Here is a 20,822-nt window from a genome sequence, read left to right as displayed (position 1 = left end):
AACACAAGCGAGGACCTCGTGTACACCATCCGTCGTACTGCCACCATCGTCGCCGTCGCCGCCGGACTGGCGGTCGCATCTACCGGCCTGGCATTCGCCGCCGAGGGAGGCCCGGCAGGTACTGCAACTGTTGGCACCACCGCGGCTGCTTCCCCTGCCGGAGCCAACTCAGCGAGTTCGGCCGCCGGGGCGGCGTCCGGCACTGACGGCTCCACGACGGTGCGGGTGGAGACGCAGTCCAGCACGTCCGCTTCGACGGAGGCCGACGGGTCGGCACCGAACGTGCCCGCGGGGAACGACGCGACCAGTGGGGCGTGGTGCGCCACCTACCGCCTTGCTGTCGCCGTCGGTGGGGATTCGTGGCTCGGGACCATGCACATCAAGGGCCTCTGCGAGCAGACGCATCCCTGACCAAATCTCATTCACTACAAGCAGCGAAGGACAGCCCCGATGAATGGCACAACGGTGGCATGTGCGGCTGCGACGCTGGAGGTGGTCGTGGGCGGCCGGCACGTGACCGTCGCTCCGACCCAGCGCTTCGTCCTCGGCCGGGGCGCCGGTGTCGATCTCGTCCTCGACCACCCGCGGGTGTCTCGCCGACACCTCATCCTCAACGTGCTCGTCCACCTGCCCGGACCGCCGCCCGAGGTGCGAGTCACCGCCTGGCGCGCACCTGCTCGAGCAGCTCGTTCACCTCTTCGATGAACGTGGCGCCCGGCCCCAGCACCGCCTCGGCGTCCACCAGCAGCGATTCCAGATCGGCGATCGCATCGGCGTGGCGTCCGGCCCGATCCTTCCAATAGGCGAGGTGGCGCCGGAGTCCTAGGACGTTGATGTCTCTGCGCCTCAGGACGCGTTCCGCCTTCGTCACCAGTCCGGTGAACTCGCCGACCGCGTCCTCGGCGCAACCCGACCTGCCCAGGTAGGTGGCGGCCCCGGTCTGCACCTCGAGCACCTCCTGGCTGTCGTCGCCGAACAACCGCTCCGCGTCCGCGGCGAGCCCGAGCAGTACGGCTCGCGCCTGCTCGGGGTCACCGGCGTCGCCCCGGTACTCGGCTGCGATACCGCGCGCGTGGAAGGTGTCGACGTGGTCCGGGCCCACCCCGCGTGCGAGCACGTCTACGATCTTTTCGTACTCGGCGACGGCACCGGTCTTGTCGTTCGCGTCCCACCGGTACTTCGCCAGCGCCTCTCGAGCCTTCACGGTCAGCGGATGCGACGGGCCCAGAACGCGATCCCGCTCCGCCACGAGGGCCTCATAGTCCGCCACGGCGGCAGCCGGATCGTCAAAGCGGCCGCGCTGGAAGAGGATCGCGGCGAAGGTGTCGCCGATGCTCGCCTCCTCGCCGCGCAGCCGCACCTCCTCGGTCAGCAACTTCTCGAAGATCTGAGCTGCGCGCCTCGCATCGCCCGAGGCCGACACCGCGTTGCCGAGGCGGTACCGGATCTTCAGCGTGACGGGATGATCCGAACCCACCGCGCACAGCACATCGGCGAGCACCCGCTCGTACGCGAGCCCTGCCGCCGCCGGATCGCCCGCATCCGCGAGTTCGTCGGCCAACTGCACCCGCCGCCACAAGTTCTCCGGCGTGTCCTTGGTCTCCCGCACGTGGCGACCCTGCCAGATTCTCGTTATGACCGCGGAGATTTCGTCATGGCTGACGAGGCTCGGCAGCAGCGGAGGAGCAGCAGCGCTTCAGCCGTAAGCGAGGTCGGCGAAGCGGCTGTAGTGCAGCCGATTGGACCGCCGTCGTGCTCGACGCCGCGGGGCTACCCGACGGATGGGGACACTGGCTGCTGGTCCGCCGCCAAACTCGCCCGGGCGAGGGCAAGAAGTACGGGTTCTGGCGAACGTTACTGGCGCCGTCCTCACCGAATCCGACCTCACCGACGCCGGCGTCACCGGAATCATCGGATTGACAAGTAAGCAACTCGCGCGGGTGCGACGGCTGCCGGATGGGTCTGCACCCTCAGCAGCCGTCCTTGACAGGTAGTCCTAGCCCGTCCCTCCGGTGCTGCGGAACCTCGTCGCGAGTGGAGCAGGACCTCTCATTCCAGTGGGTCGATGAGGTTCAGATCATGAGCTCACGGATTATGAGTGGCCGGGAGATGGTGATGTCGAGTGATGCCCCGTGACGTCGTCTACCTTCCTGTGCACGTCAGCGACATGCGCCGTGCCGTCTGGTGATGGCTCGTATCGAGCAGGTCCGGTCCGTCCGCATACACACACGACGCACACTCCTGCCTGGGACAGGGACGGTAAGCCCCTCGGGACCGACCAGACGGTCACGCTGTATCGCAAAGCGCAAGGCCCTCGCTTGACAACCCTGCAGGGCACATCAGACAGCTTCGGCCCCGACCAGTGCCTCTACCCGGCTGCGTCCAAGGACGTGGTGTACGACGTCGCTGCTGATAAGCGGCGTGGCGTCGGGGATGGGTACGGCCACTGCGTGATCCTTCGAGTGCTCTGGTGCTCGAGGGAGGAGACGCGATGGCCGCGTCCGAGACATTGATGGCGGCCGAGGCCGCCACGGTGTGATCGAGCTGCCCGTCCGGCGCCTGGTCTGCGTGGTGGGCAGGATCGGTAGTCGCGCACGCCGTGGCGGTGCTTTGCTCTTCGGGCCAGTGTCCGCTCGGCCACCCACGGGCGAGGCGGGACATGGAAGCCGGACACGTCGTCGGCGCGCTTGACGGTCGATTTCTCCCTCGCACCGGGCCACCGGCCCGACCCGCGCTACGACGATCCGCACTTCCGCTACCTGTTCGCCCGTCTCGTGACGCACTACTGGCGCCACGCGGCGTTCCTCGGCAACGACCAGCTGATCCAGAACGCTGGGATCCTCAACGGCACCCTCGGTGTTCTGGTTCACGGGCGCTATTACGTGAGCGGCCCCCTGGAGACGGCCTGGCGATTGCATCAGGGGTGGTCCACCAGCGCGCTGCGTATCGTCGACGATGCCGGGCACCGCGGCGGCTCCATGAGTCGTGCGGTGTTCGAGACCGTGGGGCGGTCACGGCCTCGGTCTCCTGACCAACACGCGTCGCGCCACCTCCGTAGGCGCTTCACACCGTTGTCGACTCGCGGGCCAGGGCGGTGACGAGGACATCGAGATGGCGCTGGCTGGCTTGGCCGAGCCGTAGACGCTGGTGTTCAACACCTCAGCCACCCGGCCGCCGCGGCTCAACCTCGTCCCGCCCGGGTTCGCCCAGGTTCCCATACATGTCCACCGTGACGCCGAGGAGGCCTTCAACGTCCTCCGTCCGGCGCGCCGTCGAGGCCGCCGGCCGGCCCGTCGATGCTGCGGCAGGTACGGCGGTCGTGATGACCAGTCGACCGCCGCCCGGCCGCCCACCCCGGCGTCGATCGGACGGTGGTCCCGCGCGCAGCCGCGTGCGAAGGCTGGCGAAGACACGGCGGACGGACGTGGTCGGCCTCGAGCGCCTGTCGTTGAGCGTCGCCGTCGACGTGGTGACGGCCGAGTCGACCGTGATCTGCACTGAGGACGGCGGCTTCCGGCCCGACCACCGCTGGACGCTGACTCGCGACTGGCGCAGCTTCTCGCTGGACGTCGAGCGCCGGAGACGGGTCGGCCACGTGCGCGTCGGCGTCGAACGCCTGGACGGCGGCTGGAAGGTCGACGGCGTAAGCCGTCCCGACCTCGACGGCGCGGAGGAACCGGACCTCTCCGTCACCCCTTCTGCAACACCTTCCCGATTAGCCGAACGCCGGACCACGTGGGAGCCAGCCTCACACTCGACACCTGCTACGTGGACGGGGCGGCGATGACGGTGAAGCGGTCCCGCCAGCGGTACGACCGGCTCTGCCCGAACCGGGTGCGCTACGTCGACCTCGGGCTCTCCCGGGCTTCGAGGCGGACCTGGAGGTCGACGACCGGGGCCTGGTGCTCCGCTACCAGCACCTGTTCGGACGAGTGACGCCCGACTGATGAGGTGAGGCTCCGATGTGGCTCAGAGCGGCCCCAGGAGCACCCGGAGACCGCCCCACACTCCGGGGTCTCCCGGCGCATCCATGCGTCCGGCCCGTGCCCGGGCTGATGCTCACCGCGGCGACGAGGCCGACGTCCTCGTCGGGTTGGCCGTCGAGGCCGACTAGTACCTCACCGAGCCGTTCCGCATGCGGGAACTGGTCGCGCAGATCGCGGCACTGCTGCGCCGGGTCCAGCGGCCGCAGAGCTGGCCGCCCGGGGCGCCGCCACCGACCTGGACGACTCGCGCACCGGACCGGGCACGTACACCGGGTCGGGTGTGGCGGAGCAGCCGTCGAACCACGCACCGTTCTAGGCGCCGGTGGTGTACCCGACCCTTGCGGTCGGTATCGGGGCTTCTGGTGGCGGCGGCTCGGACGTGGCTTCCGGTGTGGTGACCTGGAGGCGGGTCTTGCTCGAGACGCCCAGCGCGGCCATGGTCAGGGCATGAGTTCGTCGGTGGTTCCGTCCGAGGGCGAGCACCTGACGACCGGGTGGGAACCAGATGTGCCGCCGGAGGACACCCTGGTCCGTCAGGCGGTGTTGGTGCACGCGTCTTGGCCGGTGGCCGTCGCCGGTGCTGCCGGACGGCCGTGGCGATCAGCAGCGCGTTGGGCCGGAGGTTGGATCGGAGATCGTGGCGCGCTCACGAACCCGGTCGTGCTGACCCAACCGTTGACCCATGTCGACGACGTGCTCGGGGAGATCGGCGCGCTGATCCCGCCGTCAGTGCCCTACCTGCTTCTCAGCCCGTGGCCGACAGCGGACCTACGGGAGCACGGCCTCGTCCTGATCGGGCATCCACCGCTGATGGTGCGCTTCCCCGCTCCGCCTACACCCCTGCCGCGGTGGTCGGGGGAAGTCCGCGAGATCCGCGATCCCGCCGAGCTGGCCGTTGCCGAGCGGGTCCTGGTCGAGGGCTACCCCATGCCCGAGCTCGATCCGCTCACACCAGGAGACCTCCTGGGCCCCACGCTCCTGCGGACGGCCACCCGGCTCTGGATCGCCTGGCTCGACGGCGCCCCGGTTGCGATGGCCGCCGCTCACTCTGCCGCGGGGGTCACCCTGGTCGAATACGTCGCATCACTTCCCGCGGCGCGCGGTCGGGGCGCGGGCGCTGCGGTGACGTGGGCGGCCACCCTTGCCGACCCCAACCGCCCGGCGGTGCTGATCGCCAGCGACAACGGCAGACCGGTCTACTCGAGAATGGGTTTCCTGGCCGTGGAACGCTGGTCCGCCTGGTTACGCCCCGCCCGGTAGCTCGCCTACTGGCCGAGCGCGATGTTGTGGTTCAGCCGGAAGAGGTTGGTCGGTCGTACTGTTTCTTGATCGCCGCGGCGCTGCCTGCGCTCGACGACGAGCACCCCCCGCGGCCCGTCCTGACGGAACCACGCTCCGAAGTCGCGCCCAAGCTCTCGCTTGCTGATGGGCAGGTCGCGCCAGCCGAACAGCCCCTCGTCACCGATGGCCCGAGTAGTACGCGGGTGGCCGTAGCCGTTCCCTGTCGGTCGGCGTATTTTCACCCGCCCGGCCTTCGGTGAGGCCGGATCTGACGGCCCCACCCGGAATCGTGCGGCCCGGACTACTCAACGTGGCCACGCCTGCGACCGCTGGCGGAGTGTAGTCCCCGTACACGACTCGGGGCGGAGTCTCGCTCGTGCCGACCGGAGGAGGAGATATGTCCGAGCAGCCCGATCATGTCCCAGGAGCCGTAGTCCGGATCACCGAGGTCGTGGGCAGCTCCCCGAACTCGTTCAGCGATGCCGTACGCAATGCGGTATCGGCGGCGGCGGAAACCGTCCGCGGCATCCGCGGCGTCGACGTCATCAGCAGCAGTGCCGACGTGGACGGGGATGGCAACCTGTCCCTCTACAAGGTCAACTGCAAGATTGCCTTCATCGTGGAGCGGTCGGCATAAGCAAGAGACACGGTCGTACCACTGGCACTCGGGCACGCCTGGGTGCTGGTGGTGTCGACCGTCCCAAGCTGGGTCTGTCGCAAAAAGGGCGCGATTGTCAACATCACCGACAGCGTCCTACTGTCGTGATCGTGCGTTCGTAGTCGGTGGGGCGCTTACCATTGCCGCAACGCGGCGGGTCAGGGCGCGTAGCAGTACGCGGCCTGGCTGGAAGTCCTGGCTGTATCCGGCGCAATGGTTCAGGTTCCGCATAGCACTCCCCCTGGATAGCAAAAGACGGCCACGGGGGAAGCGCGCCGACTGACAGTGTAGCGCGGGCAACAAAAGAAGGGCCACGCCAACGGACACGTTCGTCGCATGGCGCAGGAGCTACGCTGCCTTAGCTCACCAGCTTAATCGTCACCTAGAATCTGATTCTTCATATCTACCAGCTTCTTCAGCACATCGAGCGCTTCCTCACGCATAAACGCAACGCCGGATACCGTTGCGTCTGGCCGTCCCTCGTATTCCTTGACTAGCTGCTGTAGACGTAGAGCAGCGGCCTGGATTATCGCGTTCAGTCTGGCTTCAGAAGTACCTCGTGCTTCAGTATCATTCACTATTAGTGACGCCCTCGTCCATCATCGGCATGCGCGGAGTCTACCCCGCCAGGTTCATTCTTTCCATCCTCAGCGGGCTGCGTTATAAGAAATAGCACCAGGACAATGACTGTCGATGTCAGCGCACCGTTTACCAGCCGCGCGCTGCCGATCGTCGGATCGTCCTTACTTGCCAGCACGACCAGCGTGATCCAGCCGGCAGCGACGAGGTTCAGCATGACGAACACGGTGGTGAACCGATGAAAGTAGTCGGGTCCTTCGTCGGCGTGATACTGCCGACGCCGCTCCAGCGTGAACGCCAGCAGCAGCACCGTCGACGTCAACGTCGTTCGTCCTCGCTGCGCTGCGGGCGCTCCACATTGGACCCCTCCTCACCTGCCGAGCCGAAGCCCGGACCAGGACAAGCAGCGGGCACCACACGGTCACCTTGACAAGGCCGTTCCACATCAGGAGATCAAACGCCACACCAACGTGGTCGGGGTGTTCCCCAACCCGGCTGCGCTGCTGCGGCTGGCCGGCGCCGTCCTGGTCGAGGCCCACGACGAGTGGCAGGTCAGCGACCGCCGTTACCTGTCCGAAGGCTCGATGGCGCCCCTCACCCCCACCAGCACCGCCCAGGACGAGGTCGCGCAACCCGAACTACTCCCGGCATAGTCAGCACCATCGCTGACCGACACGGTCCAGACGATCTACACCACGCCACGGGACGTCATCTGGGGTTCACTTTCGTCGATCATGCGTGCTCAAGGGCTTCATGCCGAAAACCGCCCCACGACCCTACCGAGCGGGGATCACGTTCGCCTGGATCGTCGCGGTGATCCGCTCGGCGGGGAGAGCGTCGAGGAAGTAGGTGTTCGGCCCGAGCAGCAGATTCGTCAGCACGACGATCGTGGTGCCGGTGGGCGGGTGGAAGTAGACAGAGCCCTGGAATCCGGGGACGGCGCCGTCGTGCCCGACGAGTCCGCTGGGGGTCTGCTGCACCCCCAGCCCGTACCCGGATTCGGCGCCGTACTTCACACGCTCGGCCTTCACCTCGGGGCTCAGTAACGAGCCGGTGGCCAGCGCCTTCGCCCACACCGCCATGTCCTTCGCGGTGGACACGGCGCCGCCGCTGGCCTGGCCGTTCGTGGGAAGGTCCGTCACGTCGTTCGGTCGCGTGCCGGGCGGCACTGTGATCTGAGCGGCGGCTGTGTCCCCGGCGAGCAGGGCGTTGTAGGCGGCGTTGCCCTCCTGGTTCGTGCCGAACATGTAGCCCTGCGGGTGCGGGTCCGGCAGGGTGCCGTCGTTCCACGCCGGGAGGCTCGTCCGGCTCATGCCGAGCTTGCCGAGCACCATCTCGTCGAGCAGGGCCGGCAACGGCTTGCCGCCGACCTTCTCCGCGACCACGCCGAGGATCTCGTAGTTCGTGTTCGAGTAGTGGTAGCCCTGCCCGGGCGGGAAGTACGGCGGGTGTGCGAGGGCGATCCCGATGACCTCGCCGGCGGTCCAGGGGCGGGTCGGGTCCTTGTCCAGGGTGGTGTTGAAGTAGTCGTCCTCCGTGTAGTTGAAGAGCCCCGACGTCATCGCCAGCACCTGCCGCACGCTGATCGCCGCCCCGTTCGGCACGCCGGGGAAGTAGTTCGTGATCGGGTCGTCGAGCCCGATCTTCTCCTCGGCGACGAGCTGCAGGATGATCTCCGCGGTCAGTGTCTTGGTGACGCTGCCGATCTTGAAGTGGTCGTCGACGGTCACGGCGCGGCCGCCCTGGTCCGTCGTGGATCCCAGCGCTGCCTGCCAGGTGCCCTGGCCCGGGACGTCGACGTAGATGCTGGCGCCGGGGATCTGCAGCTGCTGCATCACCGCGGTGATCTTCGGCTCGAGCTCCGCGGCGTAGGCCGGGGGTGCTGCGGGAGCAGGGGGTGCCGCGGGAGCTGGGGTCGGTGCAGGAGCTGGCGCGGGGGCAGGTGCCGGCGCCGCGGCGGGCGAGCAGGCGGTGAGGGCCAGGACCACTCCCGCGAGCGCGACGACCAGACGACGATGAACGGGCATGCGAAGCCTCCGTGGCGGGCAGGAACGGGTGGACGGGTGTCGGCTCATCCGACCGTGAACGTGGGTGTCGCCAGCCTCGCCACGCAGCCGAGGTCAGGGGCGTCCGGCCGGTCCAGGAAGCCCTGGATCACGTCGAGTGCGCACTGCGGCGACCAGTTGGTGACGTCGTGTCCGGCGTCCGGGAGGGTCACGCGAACGGCGTTCGGCAGGGTCCGGGCGACGAGGTCGCCGTTGGCCGGGGCGGTGAGCGCGTCCAGGGCACCGTCCATGACGAGGACCGGCCGGTCGCTCGCCACCGGCGTGCGCACGGACGCCGGTGCGGCGGGAACGGGCCACCGCGCGCAGTCCGCGAAGACATACGGGGACTGGGGGACCAGCGACAGCACCTCCGCCGGCAGCTCGGGAAACACCGTGCGGCCGCCCTCGAGCAGGTCGTCGGCGGCACCCGTGAACTCGCGGCAGAACACGCCGTAGGTCAGGCCGTAGCCGGTGAAGCCGGGTGGTGCGCCCCCGTCGAGCAGCAGGGCGGCCGCGAGGGCGCCGTCACCGCGGGCGAGGTTCTCGACGATCCTCGGGATCTCCGCGGCCGCTCCCGGTGCCGTGGTCGCCTTGGCCAGGACGTTGGCGACCTTGTACCCGTCGACGACGACGGTCCCCTCCGGCGTCGTCACGGTGCGGGGGTTCGCGGCGAGGTCGGTCACCAGCGCCAGGAAGTCCGCACGCAGGGTGGGGTACGCAGCCTGACAGGCGGGTTGGGCAGTACAGCCCCGGAAGACGGCGTCGAGCGCAGAGGCCACCGAGGGCCACATGAGCCTCGGGGTCTGTTGCGGCGGCACGATCGAGTCGACGACAACGCTGCGGATGCCCTCGGGATGGTCGCGCAGGGTCTGCAGCGCGAGGTCGCTGCCGTAGGAAGCGCCGTAGAGGTTCCACTCGGCGATCCCGAGGGCGGTCCGGAGGTCGGCGACGTCGGCACTGTTCTCGCTCGTGTTGTACGCCGCGAGATCGGCATTGGCCGCCAGCCGGTCGTGGCAAGCCCCGACCGCGTCGGCGCTGCGGCGAGCTGTGGCCGGGTCCAGTGTGTCCGAGCCGACCCACTCGGCGGCGAACGTGTCGATCTCGGGGCAGGACAGGACCGGCTCGGCCTTGTAGCTGCCGCGCTGCTCGAGGAAGATCACGTCTCGGGTCGCGTTCCAGCCGGCGGCGATCTTCGCTCCCACGCTGATCGTGCTGCTCCCTCCCGGCCCGCCGGTCAGGTACACGAGCGGATCCGGTGCGGGGTCGGGTGCCGTGGCCTTCGCCCGGAAGACGGGGAGTCGGATCGTGCGGCCGTCGGTCGCGGCGCGGTTCTCGGGCACCGTCAGGACGCCGCACTCCACGCCGCCGGGGATGTCGAGCTGCGGAAAGCCGGGGACCACCGGGTTCGGGCACGGCGCCGGGGCGTACGACGGGGTCGCCGTCACGACCACACGTGCCGGAGCGGGTGCGGCACAGCCCGCGAGCACCGCGGCGACGGCCAGGCCCGCCACCGACCACGTACCTCTCTGCGACATGGATCTCCCCCTGATCACGTCGTCGACGACGGCGCCGTCGTCACCCGGGCAGCTGGGCCTCGGGCAGGTCGGGAACCGGCGGCGGCGTCGCGTAGACGAGTGGGAGCAGCCCGGCGACCACCGCCTCGGCGGGCGGGAAGCCGTTCGCGGCCGGCGCCAGGTTCGCCCACGCCACGATCGTCACGTCGTTGACGGGGTCGTAGCCCATGAAGGAGTTGAATCCCGGCAACCCGCCGGTGTGCCCGTACAGCGGGCCCAGCTGTGCCAGGGCGAACCCGTAGTCGGCGCCGTTTCCGGTGGGCAGCATCGAGTCCACTCGGGCCTGCTGGGTCGCGGCGTCGAGCAACTGCCCGCCGACCATCGCCTTCACCCATACGGCCAGGTCGTTCGTGGTGGAGACGCCCCGGCCGGCCGCCCCGGCCCAGGAGGTGTTGTCGTCTGTGTGATCCGCCGGGTCGAGCGTGCCCGCCTCCACCTCGGCGAGCTGGCCGGCGGGCAGCGACGGGTCGCTGAGCTGGGCGACGTTCGTGCCGTACATGTAGCCGTGGGAGTACGAAGCGGGCATCGTCGAGTCCGCGCCTGCGGGAAAGGACGTCCCGCGCAGACCCATCGGTGTGAAGAAGCGATCCTGCAGGATCCGGTCCAGCGGCTTCCTGTCGATCTGCTCGGCGATCTCGCCCAGCAGGACGGTGTTGGTGTTGGAGTAGTGCCAGCCCTGACCCGGCGCGAAGTAGGGCGGGTTGGCGAAGGCGAGGGCTAGCAACTCCTCGTTCGTCCAGACCCGGCCCGGCTCGGTGTCCAGGGCGGTGTTGAGTTCGAGGGTCTCGGTGTAGTTGAACAACCCGCTGCGCATGTCGCCCAGCTGCGCGATCGTGATCGCCTCTCCCCCTGGGACGTCCGGCAGGTACCTGGCGACCGGGTCGGTGAGCGCGATCTTGCCCTCCTGCACCATCTGCAGGATCGCGGTGCCCGTCATGGTCTTGGTGTTCGAGCCGATCCGCATCTTCGTGTCCGGGGTGACCGGCGTGCTGCCTCTCCACTCGGTGACCCCGCGGGCGTTCACGTACTCGTCGTGCGGCGTCCGGATCAGCACGACCATGCCCGGCTGGTGCAGTTCGGTGGCCGTCTGTTCGACGACGGCGTCCATTGCAGCGTGGTCGAGTGAGGAGCGGACGACCGAGCCCGGGCCGGGCATCGCCCCCGCGGCCGCACCGGTCGGCGCCGCTGCGGGCGGTGTGGCGGGCACGGGGCCGGAGCATGCCGTCACGGTCAGTGCTCCCACCGCGAGCAGCACCGCCGCGGCTCGCGCGGTAGGGGTCCCCATCATCGGTGCCCTCCTCGGATCATCAGGAGCTCAGCGGTGGCGGAGACGAGGTCCGGGTCGTGGACCTGGACGTAGTGGTCGCTCCCGGTGGCCAATGTGTGCGGCGTGCGCGGGGTCAGCTCGACGACCGACTGCTGGCCCTCGGGCCAGATCCGCTCCAGCGTCAGGCCGATGTCCGGTGACATACCGTCGGGCTGCAGGAAGGGCTCGGTCTTGGACAGGACGGCGGTCGGGACCGGCGGGTAGGCAGCGGCCGCACGGACCTCCGCCACGCTCGCGTCGATGTCCACGTCCTCCCAGACCGGGTCGTTCGCGAACTGCGGTACCGGGCGGGCGAGCACCTCGGCGTAGGCCGGCCAGTTGGCGCCCATCAGGTCGCGCATCTCGAGCGGGAACGCGTCGACGAACACCACACCGGCCACGTCCGCGGGATGCAGCTGCGTGTACAACCGGGCGAACAGGCCGCCCAGCGAATGCGCGACCAGCAGGTAGGGACCGGGCACCTCGGCGGCGCGGAGCAGGGCGTGCAGGTCGTCGACGACCGCGCGGGCCGTGCGCGGCATCGGGACCGGGGAGCTGCGGTCCGTGAGCGCCACCGGGTCGGCGTACCGCAGCGTACCCGGCCGGTCGTACGCACAGACCCGGTTTCGTTCCGACAGGCGCTCGAAGACCGGCGGCCCGACCGCGGGAGCCTCCGCGTCGGTGAGGGTCCACGGGTCCGACGAGTCGTGGTAGCCGGACTCGAGCACGATCGTCGGGCGACCCGGTGCCTCGGGCCCCGCACAGTGCAGGTAGAGGTGTCGTCCGCCGCCGATGTCCACGGGGCCGTCGACCACGGCGGGAGCCGCGGGCGTCGGCTGTCCGGCTGCAGGTACGCAACCGACCAGCGCCAGGATCATGACTAATGCGGAGCCGAGACGGCGGGACCGGTGCATGCGCGGTTCCTTCGGGCCGGAGCCGGAGCTCGTCGGTGATCCCCACCGACGCTAGGTCAGGCCGACCACCCCCGACAGGGACCCAGGTCTCGTCCGCACACGCGACTCTCATCCGGCGACGAGGTCGACATGACTCGGGGCGGCGTGCCACTGTGCCTCATTGATCTCCCGGGGGGGGCCGAGGAGTGGTCCGTGCGCTCGTGCTGTTCCTGTTGCTCTGTGCCGGGGTCGTCGGGGTGGAGGCGGCGCTGCTGGTCGGCAGCCCCAGGGGGCCGTACTGGTTGCTGGTGGCCCTTCCCCTGACCGGGCTGTTCTACGCCGTGGTGGGCGCCTTCGCGTGGACGAGGCGGCCGAGCAGCGGCATGGGTCCCCTCTTCTGCTTCGGCGCCGTCACGTGGCTGGCGGCCGGGCTGGGCGACACGAGCGTCCCGGCCCTGATCGCGGTGGGGCTGGTGGTAGCGACGGTCCCCATCGCGGTCGTGCTGCACGCCCTGCTCGCGTTCCCCTCCGGCCGGGTCACAACCCGGTCCGGCCGGTTCCTGACCGCGGCCGGGTACGTCTACACCACTGTCCTGGTGACGTCCCAGTACCTGGTCACCCCGCAGCCGCCGCCCTATGATCCGCTCTTCGTCGCCGACCGCCCGGACATCCGGGCGGTGTTGACCCCGGTGGTCGTGGCCGCGGCCGTCGCGCTCGTACTGGCGACCGCGGTGGTGCTGGTGCGCCGGCTTGTCACGGGGACCCCGCACACCCGCCGCACGCTCGGCCCCGTCTACTCCTACGGCGCCTTCGCGCTGGTGGGAGTCTGGGGCGTGGTCCACCTGCTGTTCCTGCTCGGGGTTCCCGCGCCCGTCCTGCCACTGGTGCAGATCATCCTGCTCGCCGGGGTTCCCGTCGCCTTCGTGGCGGGGGTGCTGCGCGGCGGCTTCGCCCGGACCCTGGAGCTCCAGGAGCTGGCTACCGCGCTCGGCCGCGAGCCCACCGGGCGGGGCGGTCTCGGCCGGGCACTTGCCGGCACGCTCGGCGACCCGTCACTGCGCCTCCTCTTCCGGGTGGTGCGCGACCCGGCGCCTGCCGCCGACGAGTGGGTCGACGACGCGGGCTCGCTGGTGGGGCCACCCGACCCGTCCCGCCGCCGGGTGCCGGTCGAGCTGGGCGACCGCACGGTCGGCGCCGTCGACTACGACAGCACGCTGTTCCCCGACGACGCGCAGGTGCGGGCCGCCTGCGGCGTCGTCGCGCTCGCGGTGGACCACGAACGGCTGACCGTCGAGCTCCTCGCCGGCCGCGAGCAGCTCCGGGAGTCCCGGCTGCGCCTGGTCGAGTCCGGCGACCGGGAGCGCCGGCGCCTCGCCCAGGACCTGCACGACCGGCTGCAGAGCAGGCTGGTTCTCCTCGCCATCACCGCCGGGGGGCCGGACGGATGCGAAGCGGTGCGCCGAGGCATCGACGAAGCAATCGACGAACTGCGCCGGATAGTCCACGGTGTGATGCCCGCGCTGCTGTTGGAGCGGGGTCTCGGCGCTGCGGTCCGTGACCTCGCCGCGCGCAGCCCGCTGCCGGTCGACCTGGAGATCGACCTCGGCATCGGCTTTGGTGTCGAGGTCGTCGAACGGGTCCCGGAGCCGGTCGAGAGCACCGCCTACCTCGTCGTCGCCGAGGCACTGACCAACACGGTCAAGCACGCGGCCGCCCAGCGTGTCGCGATCCGCCTCGACCGCAACGACGGACGGCTCCGCCTCCGGATCGACGACGACGGGGTCGGCGGGGCCGCGCCGGCCGGCGCCGGTCTGCAGGGAACGATCGACCGGGTGACCGCCCTCGAGGGATCGGTCCGGCTCGACAGTCCGCCCGGCTGCGGCACCCGACTCACGGTTGAGATCCCGTGCGCGTCGTGATCGGCGAGGACGAGGCCCTCCTTCGCGAGGGCCTGAGACTGGTGCTCGAGCGCGAGGGGTTCGAGGTCGTCGCCGCCGTGGCGGACGCCGAGGAGGTGGTCGCTGCCAGCGCCAGGACAGGCCCGGACCTGGTGCTGACCGACCTGCGGATGCCTCCCACCCGTACCGACGACGGGCTGCGCGCGGCCCAGCGGATCCGCGCCGACCAGCCCGGCACCGCGGTGGTGGTGCTGTCCCAGCACGTCAACGGTCAGTACGCGGCCGAACTCCTCGGCGAGCGGGCTTCGGCGGTCGGCTATCTGCTCAAGCAGCGGATCGCCGACGCCGGGAACTTCTGCCGCGACCTCGTGCGCGTCGCCGAGGGCGGAGTCGCGCTCGATCCCGAGGTCGTCACGGCCATGCTGGCCCGCAGGGACGACGCCGTGGAGCGCCTCAGCCCCCGCCGCCTCGGCGTCCTCGCACTGATCGCGCAGGGCCGGAGCAACGCGGCGATCGGCCGACTGTTGGGCATCTCGGAGAAGTCGGTCGTCGCCCACGCCTCGGGGATCTACGACACCCTCGGCCTCTCCAATGACGCCGACGACCACCGGCGAGTGCTCGCGGTGGTCCGGTATCTCACCCGATGATCCATCCGCGCCGGAGCGCGGTGTCTCCCACCCACGCCCCTACCGACATGCCCGCCCGGGCGGCCGCTTCAACGATGAGCGTCGCTTCGTCCGGGGTCAACCGCACCCGCACCGACTTTCTGCGCGCCACCGCCGCCCGAGCCCGCCGACGCGCGCCGGCCGCACCTACCTCGGGAACCGGGTCGCTGCTCGCCACAAACCCGAGCCTCACCCACGCCCGTGCCGTCCTCGAGGTCGTCGTCCGGACTGGAGGCTCGACGCGGGCGCCACCGATCTGCGCTGGGAGGACCAGTCGTTGAATGATGTTCATCGGGTTCGCCCGGTAGGGGTGGGCGTCCAGCACTTCGTTGCCTGCGACTACGGCGAGGCTGAAGCACTCGCCGGTGCTAGAGATGCACCCCGATTAGTTCGTGCATCTGGTTGTGGTCCACGCCGTGTGCCGTCGGCGCGACTTCGGCCATCTCTGCCTGGAACCGTATGAACTGCCAGGCCTTCGGCACCTCGAGCTTCTCATTTCACCTTCGCCTGTCGAGTACCTGCGCGAGCTCTCGCGGTCCGCTATCTCGTCGCCGCCGCAGCGGTCAGTGCGGTGCGCACCTCGGTGCCGGCCTGGTTCACTGCATCCGAGGCTTGGGCGGCGGCGTTATCCCAGGCGTCCGAGGTGACCGGGATTTGGACCGGCTCTGGCGCGTTGAGGATGGCTGTCTTCACCGCGTCGCGTTGGCCGTTCGCCGAGGCGGTGACAAAGTTCACCGGGCCCTGGGAAGGGGGCAGCGCCACCAGATACTCGGTCAGCGCCGCGGCAAAGGCGTTGTCGGAGACCCCGACGGACGCCCGGTCCTCCGGGGTAACGGCGCCCGTGCGTAGGGCCGCGCCGAGCACGGTGTGCTGGAGAGCGAGCGCCTCGGACCGGAGATCACGGCCGTCAGGGCGTCCGCCAAGCCGGCCATCTCCGAGGTACGCACCTGCCGAAGCAGCGTGCGGTCCAGTCACCGTCCCGACCGCCTCCGATGCGTCGAGGTCATCGACGAACCTCACAGCCCATAGCGCGGCGGCGACGTCCGGTCAACGCGGCGTGGAAGCGGATCGGCCCGCAACCCACAGCCGGGCCGGGACAGACCACCAGCGGCTTCGCTGCTCGACGCGTTGACCGATCTCGTCGCCACGCCGGGCGGACCGGGGGCCAGCAGCCGTTGCCGACATCCGCCCGCGCTTCGCCGCCACCCGCGAGACCCTTGAAGCCGCCGTCGCCGCGGCACGTCGCATTTTCCCGGCAGGAGGCAGCGGAGAACGTGCGGACGATCACTCAACCGAATGGCAGCTCGATTCCCTCGCCGCACGCAGCAGCGCCGATCGGCGGGACTGGGCGGGGCTTGTCCTGCACGCCGGACTGCCCGCCCGGTGGGTGGCCAGCGACGAGGTCTAGACCGCGACCTGGGCGTTCTCGAACGGCCACAAGGTGAACGACCGCGGTCGCATCTCGAAGTCGGTCATTGAGGCCTACCAGGCCGCGAGCTGACCGGAGTGGCGGCGGCGGGTGTTTGCTGAAACGCCTCGGGTGTGGTGGAGGCTCTGATCTACTTCCGATGACGAAGCGAAAGCGAAGACGGTCCGCAAGCGTGGTGATGCGACCCGCCGTCAGGTCGACAGGTTCGGGGGGCGGAACGTCTTCCCGGTGGGTCACCAACCGTCGCTGCATGCCGTGCGCGAACACCATCCCTGCGCATGTCTCGGAGGCAGCGCGGTGTCGTTGCCGTAGTCGTCGCGGCATAGCGCCACCTCCTGTCGGCTACTTGCGAGCCTGCCACCAGCAGGCCTGCAGCACCAGGTCAGGCGGGGTCATACGGTAGGCCCGACAAAGTCGACCGACTTCCGGCACCACCTCCTCTGTTTCAGAACCGTTCGTTTGAGAGACCACGCCAAGGCGGAGCTACTCGGGCTGGAACGCCAAGTTGCTGTCACCGACCCCACCTACCTGCACGTACTCGTAGCTGCCGGTTACGTTGTGCTGCCCGTGAACCGTGCACATCGGCAACCTGCTGTAGAGCAGGGCTGACACGCTCGTCGCGATCCGGTGTGATACGTACATGTTCAGAAGTGCGAACGACGAAAAGCAGAAGCGCGCACCAATTGCCGAAGGTAAAACCACTTGGCGCGGCCGACCACCACCATACCTCCGACTACGCTTACGAAGAGCGTATTAGCAGTCGGAAACGACGCGCCTCCAGTGCGACGAGGATCCCAAGGTCCACGCCCGTCCACTTATGTAGTCGTCCGCGGTGACGCACCTTAAGCCCGACCACAGCCAGCGTAAGCGCGCGCTCGGCGGCCTTTCGACGTACGGCAGGTCGGTCAAACCCGCGTCTTGTCCAGGCCAGGTGTGTGATGGATTCCACCATGCAGCGATGACAGAGCGCCCTAAGCTGCGATACAAGCGTCAAGCCACGCGTCTCCCCCCGCTAACCCTTGGTTGTTCTTAATCATATTGACGAGTAAAGCCACCAGGACGGCGAGCGAGCCCAACTGCCCAGCGGTTGACCCCTCGTGAAAAGGGCTCATAACTGCGCCATGACGGAAGCTCGGCCGACTCCCAAACTATCGAACGACAAGCACTCCTGAGATGAGGACCAACCAATGATTCGGAAGATTGCCACCGTCGTCGTTGCGAGCATTGCGCTCGCCCTCGTTCCCGGCACGGCGCACGCCGTGGACACCTGCAAGGAGGGTAGCCGGAAGATCGACACCTCGGATGTGCAGGAGATCCAGAACATCCTGTTGGACGGCACGCAAGGACACGCCGAGGTGACTCTGCGGTACTCGCCGAAGCACCAGTGCGTATGGGGCCTGCTCGAGGGCACAGGAGCCATCTGGATGGAACGAGAGCTGCGCACGGATGAGTTCGAGCGCCACAGTCCTCAGGTCCTGACCAAGCCAAGTATTACGCACACGGCAGCGCTTGACCTGCGACGCGCCCATGTGAGGCTGTGCGGGTTCACGTTCGACGGCTCCACTACCGTCGAGAGCAACTCGAAGGTCGACCTCAATGCGACCATTGTCGGGAAGCGCGGTGTCATACTGCCCTCAACGGGTGGAGGTTCGAAGTCGTCGACGACCACATCTCATGGTGTTGTGCAGTGCACGAAGCAGTTTGGCTTCTGAAACACTCTGCCAGCAGCAGCCCGAATGACCTCTTTCTAGGCACACGCCCGCCAAGCGGGTCCACTGCGACGCGCTCCGTTCCGTCCTGCAGGACGGCGGCACCAGGATGGACAACGTGTTCTGCAAGCGTCCGGGGGCGTAGCCGCTCACTTCGTCGCTCAGTGAGGTGATCTCAGCAAGATCGGCGCGAGCCGGTGACCAGCGTGCGGCTGTCCGGGGCGACCGCGACGGATACGACGTCGCGGTCGTGCTCCAGGGTGCGCGCGTAGCTGGTGTGGCCGAGGGTGTCGACATCGACACCAAGCGGTGGTTCTGGACCGTGCGCCGCCAGACCACCACCTCGCCCGGCGGGCTGGTCGACAAGGGCACCAAAGGCAAGCGCGCCCGCGTCGTGCCCCTCATCCCCGAGGTCCGGCCCTTGCTCGAACGCCGCCTCGCCCTGGCCGCCCCCCGGCCCGACGGCCGGCTCTTCGTCGGTCCGCGGGCGGGTCTCCACCGCGATCCTGCGCGTCGCCACCCACTGGGACGACGTCGTCGCCACGCTGGGCTTCGACCGGCTCCGCCGCCACGACCTGCGCCACACCGGGCTGACCTAGATGGCCGACGCCGGCGTCCCCCTACACCACCTCCGCAAGATCGCCGGACACGGCTCGCTCACCACCACCCAGCGCTACCTGCACCCCGACCACGAGTCGATCACCGCAGCCGGTCACCTGCTGTCCACGCACCTGAACGCCGGTCCCGACCGTGCACGGCTCCGGGTGGTCTAGCAGCGCCTGGTCCCAAATTGGGTCCCAAGCAGCCAACAAAGATCATCTACGACGATCTCGTTCAGGGGATGTGTGGCCCGACTCAAGGTCAGCTTCGAAGGCATAACCGCTGGTGAAACAACTGAAGCCGGCGCCACGAAGATCGCGACACCGGCTTCAGAACTCTGTCGGGACGACAGGATTTGAACCTGCGACCCCTTGACCCCCAGGCACTTCCCGATCATGTCAGGCCTGCGGTCCTAGTCGTTCCGGCCCTGCTCAGACGTCCGGTGTTGTCCGCCAGTGTCCGGTCGTTCTCGGGGCGATTGTCACTCACTTAGTCACTCACCAGCGGCCGGCTGATCGGCTGCACCGGCAGCCGTCCGGCCCGATCCCCACGCCTCCGAACCAGCAGCCCAAGGAAGCTGCCCGTCGACGCGGCGCTCAGCATTTGCGCCGGTTGTTGCGGCGTCGCTGATCCTCGTGTGACACGGCAGTCTTTGGGGGGTGGCGTGGCGCCGGGCCGCTCGGGGCGAAGCCGAGCCCCGCCCCAGCATGCACGCACCGCCGCGGCTACGCCACTCATCACCCTGATGACGGCCAAGCAAGTGATCTGACTGCCTACATAGGGTCGTCGGCGGAGCGCCGAGGTCCGGGCCAACTGGGCCGGTGTCCTCGGTGCCCAGAGGGCGCATCGGCTGTCCGCTCAGCACCGCCCCGCCCCAGTGCTCAGGAGGCGGGGCGGTGCTCCAGGCTGGCGTCCCCGGCCGACTCCGAGCGGGTTTGCCCAACCCTGGCCGAACTGAAACTCGCTTGGCGACCAACAGGTATTACGGGAACCCCCCTTCGGGGGGTCGCGTCCCGGTTGGTGGTGTAAGTCCTGGTCCTCGTCGGCGTGGCTGACCACGTAGGAGAGGCCATCGCGTGAGTCTCTGCAGGAACCCGCCAAGGAACCCGTAGAGAGGCACCACGCGATGGCCCTGGATCAGTCTGCCCTGCTCGAAGTCCTCGATGCGCTCAAGGTTGCCGATGTCGGTGATCGTGTCCGCCAAGCCGCGGAGACGGTCTACCAAGCGTTGATCGAGGCCGAGCTCACCGAGGTGATCGGCGCCGGCCTGCACGAGCGCAGCGATGCCCGCACCGCCCAGCGCAACGGGCACCGCACCCGGACCCTGGCCGGCGCGGTGTTGGTCGAGGCCCACGACGAGTGGCAGGCCACCGACCGGCGCTACCTCGGCGAGGCCACCATGACCCTCCTCGTCACCCCGGCACCGCAGGAAGCAGTAGCCACCCCGGAACTCATCACGGCATGATCTGAACCGCAGAGACTCCCGCGAACCGAGTTACACCACTCGACGGGACGCGACCCTTCGGGGTCATGGGGATACTTGCTCAGTCGTGTCGGAGCCCGGAAGCTGCCCAGTGCGTCGTCATCCCGTTGCACAACTGCAGGTACCCGCATCGCGCCATTCTAGCGACACCGCTAGAGATCGGTGCGGCGCTGGCGCAGGGTGGGGCTATGCCACCCGCCCGATCTACCGCATCCCTCACGGCGACCGCCTCGAGGTCAACGTGGGCTCGCCCTGCGGATCCGGGTGCAACGCCTATAGGGTTCCAAAAGTCGGCCTGAGCTCGTGACCTGCGGCGGTCGGCGACCGCGCTGTCGACCTGATCACGAGGGTGTCGCTGCGCCTGCATTACCCGATCGTCGGCCGGTTCCTCGACGCCGCACCGCCCGCGCCACCGTGTGGCGCGAGATCGTGGTCGAGCGCCATTGGAACCAACACGACGCCCCAGATCATTGAACAGGGGCACGGCGACACCCGTGCCTGACGACTAGACAAGGCGTCAGGCGCGGAACCGGTCATGGGCAGGCGGGCTTGACCAAACGACAAGAGCTCCGCGAGCAGAATATGAGCGTGTCAATGGCCAGTTCGTTCTCCCCGCTGGCGGCCAGGAGTTGTCCCCACTGGTGGCCAGATAGTTCTCCCCGACGGCGGCCAGATAGTTCCCCGCCTCGGGTCGTTCGGGGTCAGGTCAAGGCCGT

The 20,822-nt window shown here is 69.0% G+C and carries 18 protein-coding genes and 4 pseudogenes; 12 read left to right on the top strand and 10 right to left on the bottom strand.

Translation table 11 applies throughout. The features are described 5' to 3' along the window. Positions 1-450 precede the first annotated feature (450 nt). On the top strand, positions 451-705 hold the full coding sequence (locus tag RM445_RS32545; RefSeq protein ID WP_397469403.1) for an FHA domain-containing protein: 255 nt from the start codon (positions 451-453) through the stop codon (positions 703-705). On the opposite strand, the gene RM445_RS26440 is transcribed toward RM445_RS32545, so the two are convergent. Continuing rightward, positions 656-1,609: a tetratricopeptide repeat protein gene (locus RM445_RS26440; RefSeq protein ID WP_311559569.1), complete on the bottom strand. Its 954-nt coding sequence runs from the start codon at positions 1,607-1,609 to the stop codon at positions 656-658. The genes RM445_RS32545 and RM445_RS26440 overlap by 50 nt on opposite strands. Before the next feature lie 1,078 nt (positions 1,610-2,687). Between RM445_RS26440 and RM445_RS26435 the strand changes: the two genes are divergently transcribed. From RM445_RS26435 to RM445_RS26425, 3 genes and pseudogenes are all read left to right on the top strand, one after another. Then, on the top strand, positions 2,688-3,098 hold the full coding sequence (locus tag RM445_RS26435; protein WP_311559568.1) for an alpha/beta hydrolase family protein: 411 nt from the start codon (positions 2,688-2,690) through the stop codon (positions 3,096-3,098). Between the two features lie 122 nt (positions 3,099-3,220). Further along, positions 3,221-3,936: pseudogene (locus tag RM445_RS32540) on the top strand (putative glycolipid-binding domain-containing protein). Positions 3,937-4,646: 710 nt separating this feature from the next. Beyond that, positions 4,647-5,246, top strand: coding sequence for a GNAT family N-acetyltransferase (locus tag RM445_RS26425; protein WP_311559566.1), 600 nt, complete (start codon positions 4,647-4,649; stop codon positions 5,244-5,246). Positions 5,247-5,251: 5 nt separating this feature from the next. Here the strand turns inward: RM445_RS26425 and RM445_RS26420 are convergent, their stop codons facing one another. After that, positions 5,252-5,509, bottom strand: coding sequence for a hypothetical protein (locus RM445_RS26420; protein WP_311559565.1), 258 nt, complete (start codon positions 5,507-5,509; stop codon positions 5,252-5,254). 155 nt (positions 5,510-5,664) lie between these two features. Between RM445_RS26420 and RM445_RS26415 the strand changes: the two genes are divergently transcribed. Next, positions 5,665-5,904, top strand: coding sequence for a dodecin family protein (locus RM445_RS26415; protein ID WP_311559564.1), 240 nt, complete (start codon positions 5,665-5,667; stop codon positions 5,902-5,904). Between the two features lie 601 nt (positions 5,905-6,505). On the opposite strand, the gene RM445_RS26410 is transcribed toward RM445_RS26415, so the two are convergent. Beyond that, positions 6,506-6,826 (bottom strand): hypothetical protein, encoded by a 321-nt coding sequence (locus tag RM445_RS26410; protein ID WP_311559608.1) that lies wholly within the window; start codon positions 6,824-6,826, stop codon positions 6,506-6,508. A 121-nt stretch (positions 6,827-6,947) separates the two neighbouring features. On the opposite strand from RM445_RS26410, the pseudogene RM445_RS26405 reads away from it, so the two are divergent. Then, positions 6,948-7,157 (top strand): annotated as a pseudogene (locus RM445_RS26405) (transposase); the annotation flags it as partial. Between the two features lie 123 nt (positions 7,158-7,280). Here the strand turns inward: RM445_RS26405 and RM445_RS26400 are convergent. Genes RM445_RS26400 through RM445_RS26385 form a run of 4 tightly spaced genes read right to left on the bottom strand, consistent with a single transcriptional unit; the run spans position 7,281 to position 12,343 of the window. Beyond that, complete coding sequence (locus tag RM445_RS26400) at positions 7,281-8,531, bottom strand: serine hydrolase domain-containing protein (protein ID WP_311559563.1); 1,251 nt, start codon at positions 8,529-8,531, stop codon at positions 7,281-7,283. A gap of 44 nt (positions 8,532-8,575) precedes the next feature. Next, positions 8,576-10,084, bottom strand: a complete 1,509-nt coding sequence (locus tag RM445_RS26395; RefSeq protein WP_311559562.1) for an alpha/beta fold hydrolase — start codon at positions 10,082-10,084, stop codon at positions 8,576-8,578. 40 nt (positions 10,085-10,124) lie between these two features. Further along, positions 10,125-11,411: a serine hydrolase domain-containing protein gene (locus RM445_RS26390; RefSeq protein WP_311559561.1), complete on the bottom strand. Its 1,287-nt coding sequence runs from the start codon at positions 11,409-11,411 to the stop codon at positions 10,125-10,127. Then, positions 11,408-12,343: an alpha/beta fold hydrolase gene (locus tag RM445_RS26385; protein ID WP_311559560.1), complete on the bottom strand. Its 936-nt coding sequence runs from the start codon at positions 12,341-12,343 to the stop codon at positions 11,408-11,410. The genes RM445_RS26390 and RM445_RS26385 overlap by 4 nt, the downstream gene beginning before the upstream one ends. A 200-nt stretch (positions 12,344-12,543) precedes the next feature. Between RM445_RS26385 and RM445_RS26380 the strand changes: the two genes are divergently transcribed. Together RM445_RS26380 and RM445_RS26375 are read left to right on the top strand one after the other, a co-directional pair. Then, the gene (locus RM445_RS26380; protein ID WP_311559559.1) at positions 12,544-14,241 is read left to right on the top strand and encodes a sensor histidine kinase; all 1,698 of its coding nucleotides are present in this window, start codon (positions 12,544-12,546) and stop codon (positions 14,239-14,241) included. Then, positions 14,229-14,867, top strand: a complete 639-nt coding sequence (locus RM445_RS26375) for a response regulator transcription factor (RefSeq protein ID WP_311559558.1) — start codon at positions 14,229-14,231, stop codon at positions 14,865-14,867. Before RM445_RS26380 ends, RM445_RS26375 begins: the two co-directional genes overlap by 13 nt. Here RM445_RS26375 and RM445_RS32535 read toward each other — a convergent pair. Together RM445_RS32535 and RM445_RS26370 are read right to left on the bottom strand one after the other, a co-directional pair. Next, entirely contained in the window at positions 14,857-15,177 is a 321-nt protein-coding gene (locus RM445_RS32535) for a plasmid mobilization protein (RefSeq protein WP_397469406.1), read from the bottom strand. The genes RM445_RS26375 and RM445_RS32535 overlap by 11 nt on opposite strands. A gap of 248 nt (positions 15,178-15,425) precedes the next feature. After that, positions 15,426-15,905 carry a hypothetical protein gene (locus RM445_RS26370; protein WP_311559557.1) on the bottom strand — a complete coding sequence of 160 codons (480 nt, stop codon included), beginning with the start codon at positions 15,903-15,905 and terminating at the stop codon, positions 15,426-15,428. Between the two features lie 406 nt (positions 15,906-16,311). On the opposite strand from RM445_RS26370, the pseudogene RM445_RS32530 reads away from it, so the two are divergent. Together RM445_RS32530 and RM445_RS26365 are read left to right on the top strand one after the other, a co-directional pair. Continuing rightward, positions 16,312-16,386: pseudogene (locus RM445_RS32530) on the top strand (Lsr2 family DNA-binding protein); the annotation flags it as partial. Positions 16,387-17,501: 1,115 nt separating this feature from the next. Continuing rightward, the gene (locus RM445_RS26365; protein ID WP_311559556.1) at positions 17,502-18,026 is read left to right on the top strand and encodes a hypothetical protein; all 525 of its coding nucleotides are present in this window, start codon (positions 17,502-17,504) and stop codon (positions 18,024-18,026) included. Between the two features lie 172 nt (positions 18,027-18,198). Here RM445_RS26365 and RM445_RS26360 read toward each other — a convergent pair whose 3' ends face one another. Then, entirely contained in the window at positions 18,199-18,567 is a 369-nt protein-coding gene (locus tag RM445_RS26360) for a hypothetical protein (protein WP_311559555.1), read from the bottom strand. Between the two features lie 55 nt (positions 18,568-18,622). Here RM445_RS26360 and RM445_RS26355 point away from each other — a divergent pair, with 55 nt between their 5' ends. Further along, positions 18,623-18,796 carry a hypothetical protein gene (locus tag RM445_RS26355; RefSeq protein ID WP_311559554.1) on the top strand — a complete coding sequence of 58 codons (174 nt, stop codon included), beginning with the start codon at positions 18,623-18,625 and terminating at the stop codon, positions 18,794-18,796. A 953-nt stretch (positions 18,797-19,749) separates the two neighbouring features. After that, positions 19,750-19,953, top strand: a pseudogene (locus tag RM445_RS26350) (transposase); the annotation flags it as partial. Positions 19,954-20,822: the final 869 nt, after the last annotated feature.

Origin of the sequence: Pseudonocardia charpentierae (genome assembly GCF_031845345.1) — a bacterium.
Classification (GTDB): Bacteria; Actinomycetota; Actinomycetes; order Mycobacteriales; family Pseudonocardiaceae; genus Pseudonocardia; species Pseudonocardia charpentierae.
Note: the sequence above shows the minus strand (reverse complement) of the source record. Positions and strands in the feature narration are given on the sequence as shown.

Excerpts from the sequence above, each read along its gene's own strand:
- RM445_RS32545 (WP_397469403.1), top strand. The coding sequence starts at position 451 with ATGAATGGCACAACGGTGGCATGTGCGGCTGCGACGCTGGAGGTGGTC.
- RM445_RS26415 (WP_311559564.1), top strand. The coding sequence starts at position 5,665 with ATGTCCGAGCAGCCCGATCATGTCCCAGGAGCCGTAGTCCGGATCACC.
- RM445_RS26400 (WP_311559563.1), bottom strand. The coding sequence starts at position 8,531 with ATGCCCGTTCATCGTCGTCTGGTCGTCGCGCTCGCGGGAGTGGTCCTG.
- RM445_RS26395 (WP_311559562.1), bottom strand. The coding sequence starts at position 10,084 with ATGTCGCAGAGAGGTACGTGGTCGGTGGCGGGCCTGGCCGTCGCCGCG.
- RM445_RS26390 (WP_311559561.1), bottom strand. The coding sequence starts at position 11,411 with ATGATGGGGACCCCTACCGCGCGAGCCGCGGCGGTGCTGCTCGCGGTG.
- RM445_RS26385 (WP_311559560.1), bottom strand. The coding sequence starts at position 12,343 with ATGCACCGGTCCCGCCGTCTCGGCTCCGCATTAGTCATGATCCTGGCG.
- RM445_RS32535 (WP_397469406.1), bottom strand. The coding sequence starts at position 15,177 with ATGAACATCATTCAACGACTGGTCCTCCCAGCGCAGATCGGTGGCGCC.
- RM445_RS26365 (WP_311559556.1), top strand. The coding sequence starts at position 17,502 with ATGATTCGGAAGATTGCCACCGTCGTCGTTGCGAGCATTGCGCTCGCC.
- RM445_RS26355 (WP_311559554.1), top strand. The coding sequence starts at position 18,623 with ATGGCCGACGCCGGCGTCCCCCTACACCACCTCCGCAAGATCGCCGGA.